Genomic DNA, 8,931 nt, shown 5'->3' on the forward strand with positions numbered 1-8,931 from the left:
ATTCATGGGTAATTTTCGAGGAGATTATATCTCCCACTTTACACGACCAGTGCCGGAATCTCACAAAACCGAATCTCGCGAAACCGAAACTCCGATTCAACCGAAACCGGAAACTCCTGAAACTGAATCTCCCAAATCTCGAATTCAACCGAAACCGGAATCTCGCGAAACTGAATCTCGAATTCAGCCAAAACCCGAATCTCGCGAAACCGAAACTCCTGAAACGGAAACTCCGATTCGACAAATACCTAAAACTCCCGAAGTTGAAACTCAGATTTCTCCAAAACCTGAGACGCCTTCAATCCCAGAAAAGCCAGAAACCCAAGAATCCAAAACCATCGATCGATCCTTAACCGTCATCCAACCTTTAATCGATCGCTCCCAACTGCAACTGTCACCGTTACTCGAAGAGTATCTTACCCCAAAAACTCCCCAAAAAACCTCACCACAACCGCTTCCTCAACCGCCAGAAAGTTGGCAAAATTTAGAAGAACTTGTCGGCGTTGTAACTCCAACCGCTCAAAGTTCCGTATCTCGAGGATGGGAAAATTTAGACGACTTAATGGGTGGCGAACCCCTCGCTGAACCCCCAACTCAAACCAGCCAACCGTCAACTACTGGGGATGCAATCGCCATTCCCGAAACCGACGCTCCCGTGACACAACTGGTTTCGCCGAAATCGATCGAACCCGAAATCAAAGGCGAAAAAAATACCATTTCCGAAGCCGAATTCAACCGCTTGGCTCGACAAATTTACATATCGATCCGACAACAATTAGAATGGGAGCGAGAACGTCAAAATTTTACCATTTCGGGAGTTTCGCCTTGGCTCGATTCGATCGATCGCCTTCCCGCCACCCCCCCAACTGGAAAATCCACCAAAAACCTCAACGCCAAACTCGATCCGCCGATTTCGATCGCGCTCTCTAACCGCAAACTCGACAGTCTCGCTCGCGAAGTCTATCATTTATTATATCTTCGTTTGGAAGCCTTGCAAAATCGGCTCGGACGTTCACAAAAATTATAATAATTTATATTAAATAAAATTGACAAAACATCCAAGAGGATTCAAAACCATGTCGCAACTTCAAAAAGCCAAACTTATCCCCAACGACGCCGTTCCGGAAATCCAATTTATGTTCAATCCCAACGAACTCAGTTTCGACATGACGATGGAAATTGCCGACAATCCGGGGGCGAGAAGCGAAAGTTCGGGTAAATCTAAAACCAGCTTTTCTAACATTAACCCCGTCACTTTAACCGTTAGCAATATTATTTTTGATACCTACGAAGCGGGAGGAAGCGTTGTTTCAAAATATATCAATCCGCTGAAAAAAGCAGTTGAATTTGCCCCGGGAACTCAAAGACCTCCGATTTATACCTTTGTTTGGGGCGATCGCGTTTATTTACGTCGCTGCTTTATCGAACAATTAAACTACAAGCTAACCCTGTTTTTACCCGATGGAACTCCCGTTCGCGCCAAAATTGATAGCCTGACCTTAAAAGAAGCCGACGAACCCGAAGAAAACACCGGAATGTCCGTAAATTCCGGTCGGAGCATCCCCCAAAAATTACGAAATTCGGATACAGTTCCCGACCGCTTAAATCGCAGTCCACAGGATGCTATTATCAACCAAATCGAGAATTATTAATAAAACCAAAAAAATTCATAAATGACTGACGGTGTAAGAAGGAAGTTGCGATAAAAATGCAAAATTTAATTGGATTTTACAATTGCGAAAAGGGTGCATCTCAAAAATGTAAATTTATCAGATCGCAGCCTCAGTCATGAATTGAGCTGTGGTTGGGTTTCGCGATCGCGCCGCCCAACCTCCCTCAAATTACCTCAAACTAATATTTTCACAAAAGTGAGATGCACCCGGCGAAAAATCCTATACATCCAATACTTTCTGTTACTGTATTATTACCTTTGATTTTCAGAAGGAAATAAAATAGATTAAATCTCCAAAAAAATTGCATAAAAACATCCAATTTAAGGAAATTAAAATCATGTCAAACGGCACATATCGCGCTCTTGTAAAACTCAAAATCGGGGGTTCCCAAGCCTCTCCAGACTTAATAGAAGATATTCTTCAAGTCACCGTAGAAGAAAGCTTGCACGTTCCAGCAATGTTCGTTTTAGTAATTAAAAACGATTACTTCCCAGGACGAGAAAACGAGCAGGCTTGGAAACATCAAGACTTAATGGAAATCGGCAAAGAAATTGATATCGGATTCGTCTCCAGTACCACCGAATCCACTGCCTTTAGCGAAGAAAAAGAAGGCTACATTTTTAGCGGCGAAATCACCGCCATTGAAACCCATTTTACCGAGCGATCGCAAGCCCCCATCGTCATTCGCGGTTACGACGTATCCCACCGCCTCCATCGCGGACGCTGGAATCGTTCCTTTCAAAACATGACCGATAGCGATATCGTTAAAAAACTCGCCGGAGAAGCCGGAATTCAACTCGGAAACATCGACAACAGCGGCACCGCTTGCGAATACCTATTTCAACAAAACCAAACCAACATGGAGTTTTTGCGAGAACGCGCCGCCAGATTGGGATTTGAACTGTTTGTCAGCGACGGAAAACTCAACTTTCGCAAACCCAAACAAGACCAAAAACTTCAACTCAAATGGTTGAAAGACATTCAAAGTTTTCGCGTTCGTGTCAGCAGTGCCGAACAAGTCAAAGAAGTCGAAGTTCGAGCCTGGGATTACAAAACCAAAAAGCCAATTGTCTCCAAAGCCACCGGAGAAAAACTCTTAACCGAAACCGGCCACGGACAAGGAAGTTCCAGCAGTACCCAATTTAAAGGAAAACCGAACAATCCGACCTTAAGAATTGTCGATCGCCCCGTCTCCTGCGCCAAAGAAGCCGATACCATGGCACAAGCCTTATTCGACGAACTCTCCGGTCAGTTCGTCTACGCCGACGCCAGAGCCGAAGGAAACCCCGAAATCCGTCCCGGTCGCGTCATCGAACTCCAAGACATGGGAAAACACGACGGCGACTATTACATCACCGAAACCCGCCATACCTACTTCGAGCGGATTTACCAAACCGAATTCAGCGTCCGAGGCTTGCGCAGCGGTTCCCTCCTCGATACCCTCTCCCCACCCCAACAGCTCCTCCCCGGACAAACCTCCCTCGTCGGTATCGTCACCAACAACCAAGACCCCGACGGCTTAGGTCGCGTCAAAGTCAAATTCCCCAGCCTCACCGAAGACCACGAAAGCCAGTGGGCCCGGGTCGTGTCCGTAGGGGCCGGGAAACAGCGAGGACTCGACTGTCTTCCGGAAGTGGACGATGAGGTGTTGGTGGCGTTCGAACATGGAGACGTTCACCGGCCCTACGTTCTCGGCGGACTCTGGAACGGCCAAGACGCTCCTCCGGAAGATGTCAGCGATACCGTCGTCGATGGAAAAGTGCGGTTGCGGACCTTGAGAACCACCAGCGGCCACCAACTGCAATTTGTGGAAGAGGACAAAAACGGGAGTAAAGCCGGGGTGCATTTAACCACCACTGGCGGCCACGAAATTCACCTCAACGATAGCGATACGGTGGTCGAAATTAAAACTTCAGGAGGTCATAGGGTGACGTTAGACGATGGAGATAAGCGTATTACCCTCAAATCTTCGCAAAGTATTACCCTCGACGCTCCTGGTGAGATTACACTGAAGACGCCATCGGGAAGTCTCACAATTGGGATGTCGGGAATTGATATTCAAGCCGGAGGAATCGTGACGGTGAAGGGTAGCCTCATTCAATTGAATTAACCCCCAATTTGAGGGAACGACTAAAATAACAGTAGAGCTTTACCGAGTCGTATTTCTTTTCGCAAGGACGGATGCTATGAAAGCCAAACCTACGAAACGTCGGTCTTCTGTAATTCCCCCCCGACCGCGAACTTGGTCGAAACGCCTGTCGCGTCCGTTCAACGACGAACTCAAATCCGCTACACTATCTCCAGAAGGGGGATTGTCGGGGGCTCCGGTGAATCAAGCACAGCTCGATCGCATTGCTAGAACGGGACCGAACGTCACAGATACGCCGTTACACCCACCGCAAATCCCCGCGATGACCCAAGCCAAGGAAGAAGAGAACTTGCAACCGCCACAGGGAACCCTTCAGCGTCAAGCCGCAGAACGGGAGGAAAAAGAAGCGTTGCAGTTGCAATCGGAAAAAGAGGAAATTCAAAAAGCGGAAGATGAGGAAAAGGCGATTCAGGCGCAGTTAGAAGAAGAGGAAGAGATCGAAGAAGAGGAAGCGGAAATTCAAGCCAAATCTGAAGAGGTCGAGAAGAAAAAAACCGATGTGGACAATCAAGTGAGTTAGTTCAGGAGCAACCCACTGGCGGGCCGAAAAACCCGGGTTTTCGTTCTGATTTTTGCGCTGAAACAACGGACTTTCGTTAAAAGCCGAGTTTCTGCGTAGGTCTTAATTGTTGAAAAAATGGGCGGTACTGGGATCGAACCAGTGACATCCTGCTTGTAAGGCAGGCGCTCTACCGCTGAGCTAACCGCCCAGTGCAACCAGAGTATCATACACCAAAATTCTATTCAAGGGCAAGTCCGACTCGATCGCGGTACGATCTGCGAAGTTGTCGATCGCTCTTTGCCTCATGTCCGACTCGCTGACTCCCGAAACCGCCACGTTACAAGCCTTACAACGCCTCATCGAAGTCGTCGCCAAACTGCGAGATCCCGATGGGGGATGTCCCTGGGATTTGGAACAAACTCCAGAAAGTCTGATTCCCTACATCGTCGAAGAAGCTTACGAAGCGGTAGACGCGATTCGTTGTGGCGACAGCGATGCGATCGCCGAAGAGTTGGGGGATTTGCTGTTACAAGTGGTTTTACAGGCGCAAATTGCCCGAGAATACGGTCATTTTACCCTGGCAGAGGTAGCAGACGGCATCGCCGAAAAACTGATTCGCCGTCACCCCCATGTTTTCGCCGATGTGGAAGCGAATACTTCTGGGGAAGTTCGACAGAATTGGGAGAAAATCAAAGCTGAGGAAAAGGGGGAAACTCAACCGACACTGACCTCGAAATTAACTCGTTACGCTCGCACGTTACCGCCGCTAACGGCCGGAATGAAGATTTCTAAAAAAGCCGCTGCTGTGGGGTTTGAATGGGAAAATGTCGAGGGTGTTTGGGATAAGTTTCATGAGGAACTTGACGAGTTTAATCAAGCTTTGCGGCACGAAAGCAAAGAACGCCAACAGGAAGAGTTGGGAGATTTGTTGTTCGTGATTATTAATTTGGCGCGCTGGTACGACCTCGACCCAGAAGCGGCGTTACATGGGACGAACCATCGGTTTTTACAGCGATTTTCTAAGGTGGAAGCGGCGTGCGATCGACCCCTTTCCGAGTATTCTTTGGAGGAGTTAGAAGCCTTTTGGCAAAAGGCGAAACAATTGTTGAAATCGTAAGGAAACGAGCCATATCCCCGGCATCTTGGAGATGCCGGGGTTCTCTCTCTATATGTTGTTTTTCAATTTTTGACTCTGTTGGCTGTTGGAGTTAGTGCGCTCTCGAAAAGCTGGCCTAAGCCAGAAACCTTTTCTGTAGGGGCGAACGTCCGTTCGCCCCAGGAAATTGTCTTGGCATTCTAGAGAGCAAAATATCACCGCAATTCCACCCGATATCGATCTTGAATTTCTAGGAATTAAAAGTCTTCTAATTCAGTGACATCTGTTTCGAGTATCTCTGCAATTTGCTCGTTGGTTAAGTTGAGTCTTCTGAGCTTTGAAAAAAGTTTGGAGCGGGCTTGTTCTTCTGCGCCTTGTAAGGCTGAAGAATTATGAGATGGACTACATAAATTAATCGTGTGAATCTTATTTCCTATTCCTCGATCTGAGGCCAGTCCGACAAATTGACCGCTAACAATAGCATGACGGACAAGTGCCGATCGCAAATTACCCTTATTCACCGCTTCACCTAACGAATCCGAAAGCTGCTGCCATAGCTCGTAACCCACATCTTTCACGTGACCCTCACTACGATGTAATGTTTCTGCAATGTCAGCATAGCTCTTATGGTTGAGAACCCCTCCGATAATACCCAGTTGAACGTCATCGAGATGCTGTCCGGTTCGCTCGTACAATAACCGATCGGCGATAGAAATCGCGACCTTGAGATCCATAGCTACTCGCCTTAAAACCTGAGTCAATCCTACGCACCTATCTTACCCGCCTCAGACCGTCTTTTTCCGCTACAAATCTTAGGGTCTCGTGAAACTCCTGTCAGATTCCGTCTTTTTCCGTATCGCTCCGACTGGTGCTTAGACATATTGGTAGGCAATGCTGGACATATCCATTGTTCTTCTTCCCTGAGTAATACATCTCTTCTTGTCTGCCGTCAGCGTGGTGAGTGACCAATCGACGAGGCTCAAATGTTGTGGCGTCTAGCTGTAGCCGATCGCGTCAAAGGCTCGTCCAGCAAGCAAGAAGAGAACATTTGAGGTGATTGTCATGGCATTTGAGAACGTATTTGCTGGCAGTGAGTTTGACTTTGCACTCAGCACCGCTGGAGACGACATTCTGTCGTTCGCTACACTTCCGACAGACCAGTTAAATACATTACAGGCTTCGAGTGGAATTGATGCCGTTGCTCTGCTTGGCGGAAACGATCGCATAGAAGACGACGATTCCGGTCGCATCTATTTCGGCAACAGAGGCAACGATATCATCATCGGCAATAGCGGTAACGATACGCTGTTCGGCGGTAAAGATGCAGACTCCCTTGAAGGAGGAGCAGGAGACGATCGAATTTTAGGCGATTTGGGCGACGATACCCTAAGCGGTGGAGCCGGATTAGACACCCTCACCGGAGGCGGTGGTATCGATGCCTTCCAACTCGCTCAGGGTGAAGGAAGCGATATCATTACTGACTTTGAATCCGGTTCGGACAAAGTGCTGTTACCCGATGGAGTCGCCGCAGAGAGCGTCAGTCTGGACAATAATGAAATTCGGGTAGTTGCCACGAACGAAGTTCTCGCTCAGGTGGCGGGTATCGTGAGTCTTGATGACTTAGTCGCCACGACAGACAGCACCGATGACGGAACCACTGACGACGGTATGACAGATGGTGGCACCACCGATGACGGAACCACTGACGACGGTATGACAGATGGTGGCATGACTGACGACGGTATGACAGATGGTGGCATGACTGACGACGGCGGCGGTAGTACACCGCCGCCACCGCCGGGAGGATTACCGGGGATGCGGAGTCGTTCCCGTCAAACTGACCCACTGGCAGAAGCATCAACCTTAACCTTTAGTGCTTTAGAATCCTTTGTCAGCTCTGCAACGTTTGAATCAGATATTCGATCGACCTTTGGTCAAAACGTCGATGTGAGTGCTGCCAAAGACTTGATGACAAGTCTGGTTAGTGCAGAGAGCGTTCCTACGATTACGGTACTCCCCAGCGGCGAGATTGGCGGGGCTGAAGGTGCTTACGCAGGAGCAACGGATACGATTTATATCAGTCAAGAAGTCCTCGCCACCAACGATGTAGGCTTAATTTCCAGCGTATTAACTGAAGAAGTGGGTCATTACTTGGACGACCGACTCAATTCAGCTGATACACCGGGCGATGAAGGGTTGCAGTTTGCCATGCGTCTTCAAGGGCAAACCCTGGATGAAACAACGCTCAACGAGATTCAAGGTTCCGACGATCGCATCACAGTTGAGATCGACGGTCAATTGACGGAGTTGGAAACCGGAGAGTATAGCAATCGGTGGTACGTCAACGTTTACGATTGGCAAAGTGGCAGTACGGAGCAGGTAATTTCGGGAAAGACCATTTCTAATCGCCGGAGTGATGGAAAGACAGGCTTTTTGAAGGATTGGGGAGCGGGTGCGCCAATCACTGGTAATGGCACTCATATGGAAAATGGTGTCGGTATAGTGGGGCTTACCGATATTGAGGCAAATCCTGATTACTTTATGAATCAGATGTGGACTCAAGATGACTTCCAAGCTGGACAGCAGTACGAATTTCGTATTCGTGCTGACGATGGTTTCTTGCTCGCTGCTGCGCCTGTCAATGGGGGTGAATGGCAGTTTGTTACTCCTTGGGAATGGCAACAAGCCTATGGAAGTCATGCCACATATACCTTCACCCCTCAACAAAGTGGTGAACACTGGCTCTATGCTTTGCACTATGAAGCTACGGGAGATGCTTACTTTGATGTGTCTTGGTCGCAAGCCAATTCTGGATCGGCTGACAATCTCAAAATGCCTTTACCGGGTGGACTAAACTGGCAAGTTACTCAAAGTTTTGCAGGTTCTTTTTCTCACGGCGATCAAGCAGCAATTGATTTTGGCGCTTCAACAGGCTCTCGTTCTTGGAATAACGTTCCAATTCTTGCAGCAGCGGAGGGTCAAGTTATCCATGTAGGCAAAGATAACTATGGATATGGCAACCATGTCAAAATTGACCACGATGCACCTTATGACGGAACTGGGTTGGTGACATTGTATGCTCACTTTATGAATTCACCTGAAGTCTACCAAGGGCAATGGGTCGAACAAGGGGACAAGTTAGGAATTATGGGTGCTACAGGTTGGGCTACGGGAACTCATCTTCATTTTGAAGTATTTCAAGATGGAGATAGTCGCGTGAGTTCGCCCAAGTTCCACGATTTAACCCTCGACCAATATAAATTGTCTGACTATGCGTTTAGTGGATGGGGATTTGAATACAACAATGGATATCCCTCAACTAATCGGGAGTATAGCTTCACTTAAGCCCATATCTGTCGCGCTCTGCTAGTGATGGTCAGAACTCCGGCATCTTGAAGATGCCGGAGTTCTGGTCTAGATAATCTAATCCTTTAATCTTGCTATACTAGGAGCCATATTGTTCGATCGAGCTTTGAATTATGTCTGGCGAAACGTTCTCTAACGTTAATGA

The 8,931-nt window shown here is 48.0% G+C and carries 7 protein-coding genes and 1 tRNA gene; 6 read left to right on the forward strand and 2 right to left on the reverse strand.

Annotated elements, in window-relative coordinates; all coding sequences use genetic code 11:
• The 4 genes from ACP5D4_RS08705 to ACP5D4_RS08720 all read left to right on the forward strand — a co-directional run.
• Positions 1 to 1,027: hypothetical protein (locus ACP5D4_RS08705; protein ID WP_428011231.1), on the forward strand; the 1,027-nt coding region annotated here is incomplete at its 5' end.
• A gap of 49 nt (positions 1,028 to 1,076) precedes the next feature.
• Positions 1,077 to 1,652 carry a hypothetical protein gene (locus ACP5D4_RS08710; protein ID WP_428011232.1) on the forward strand — a complete coding sequence of 192 codons (576 nt, stop codon included), beginning with the start codon at positions 1,077 to 1,079 and terminating at the stop codon, positions 1,650 to 1,652.
• A gap of 358 nt (positions 1,653 to 2,010) precedes the next feature.
• The gene (locus ACP5D4_RS08715) at positions 2,011 to 3,783 is read left to right on the forward strand and encodes a VgrG-related protein (RefSeq protein ID WP_428011233.1); all 1,773 of its coding nucleotides are present in this window, start codon (positions 2,011 to 2,013) and stop codon (positions 3,781 to 3,783) included.
• A gap of 76 nt (positions 3,784 to 3,859) precedes the next feature.
• Positions 3,860 to 4,342, forward strand: a complete 483-nt coding sequence (locus tag ACP5D4_RS08720; protein ID WP_428011234.1) for a hypothetical protein — start codon at positions 3,860 to 3,862, stop codon at positions 4,340 to 4,342.
• 118 nt (positions 4,343 to 4,460) lie between these two features.
• On the opposite strand, the gene ACP5D4_RS08725 is transcribed toward ACP5D4_RS08720, so the two are convergent.
• Positions 4,461 to 4,532 (reverse strand) — tRNA-Val (locus tag ACP5D4_RS08725).
• 96 nt (positions 4,533 to 4,628) lie between these two features.
• On the opposite strand from ACP5D4_RS08725, the gene mazG reads away from it, so the two are divergent.
• A complete protein-coding gene (gene mazG / locus ACP5D4_RS08730; RefSeq protein WP_428011235.1) occupies positions 4,629 to 5,441 on the forward strand; it encodes a nucleoside triphosphate pyrophosphohydrolase in 813 nt (270 codons plus the stop codon).
• 236 nt (positions 5,442 to 5,677) lie between these two features.
• Here the strand turns inward: mazG and ACP5D4_RS08735 are convergent, their stop codons facing one another.
• Positions 5,678 to 6,154: a hypothetical protein gene (locus ACP5D4_RS08735; protein WP_428011236.1), complete on the reverse strand. Its 477-nt coding sequence runs from the start codon at positions 6,152 to 6,154 to the stop codon at positions 5,678 to 5,680.
• 328 nt (positions 6,155 to 6,482) lie between these two features.
• Here ACP5D4_RS08735 and ACP5D4_RS08740 point away from each other — a divergent pair, with 328 nt between their 5' ends.
• On the forward strand, positions 6,483 to 8,765 hold the full coding sequence (locus tag ACP5D4_RS08740; RefSeq protein WP_428011237.1) for a peptidoglycan DD-metalloendopeptidase family protein: 2,283 nt from the start codon (positions 6,483 to 6,485) through the stop codon (positions 8,763 to 8,765).
• The last annotated feature ends 166 nt before the right edge of the window (positions 8,766 to 8,931 follow it).

Origin of the sequence: Baaleninema sp. (assembly GCF_049974805.1) — a bacterium.
Taxonomy (GTDB): Bacteria; Cyanobacteriota; Cyanobacteriia; order Cyanobacteriales; family Geitlerinemataceae; genus Baaleninema.

Bases quoted from the DNA above. Each gene is read 5' to 3' on its own strand.
- ACP5D4_RS08710 (WP_428011232.1), top strand. From the start codon at position 1,077: ATGTCGCAACTTCAAAAAGCCAAACTTATCCCCAACGACGCCGTTCCG.
- ACP5D4_RS08715 (WP_428011233.1), top strand. From the start codon at position 2,011: ATGTCAAACGGCACATATCGCGCTCTTGTAAAACTCAAAATCGGGGGT.
- ACP5D4_RS08720 (WP_428011234.1), top strand. From the start codon at position 3,860: ATGAAAGCCAAACCTACGAAACGTCGGTCTTCTGTAATTCCCCCCCGA.
- mazG (WP_428011235.1), top strand. From the start codon at position 4,629: ATGTCCGACTCGCTGACTCCCGAAACCGCCACGTTACAAGCCTTACAA.
- ACP5D4_RS08735 (WP_428011236.1), bottom strand. From the start codon at position 6,154: ATGGATCTCAAGGTCGCGATTTCTATCGCCGATCGGTTATTGTACGAG.
- ACP5D4_RS08740 (WP_428011237.1), top strand. From the start codon at position 6,483: ATGGCATTTGAGAACGTATTTGCTGGCAGTGAGTTTGACTTTGCACTC.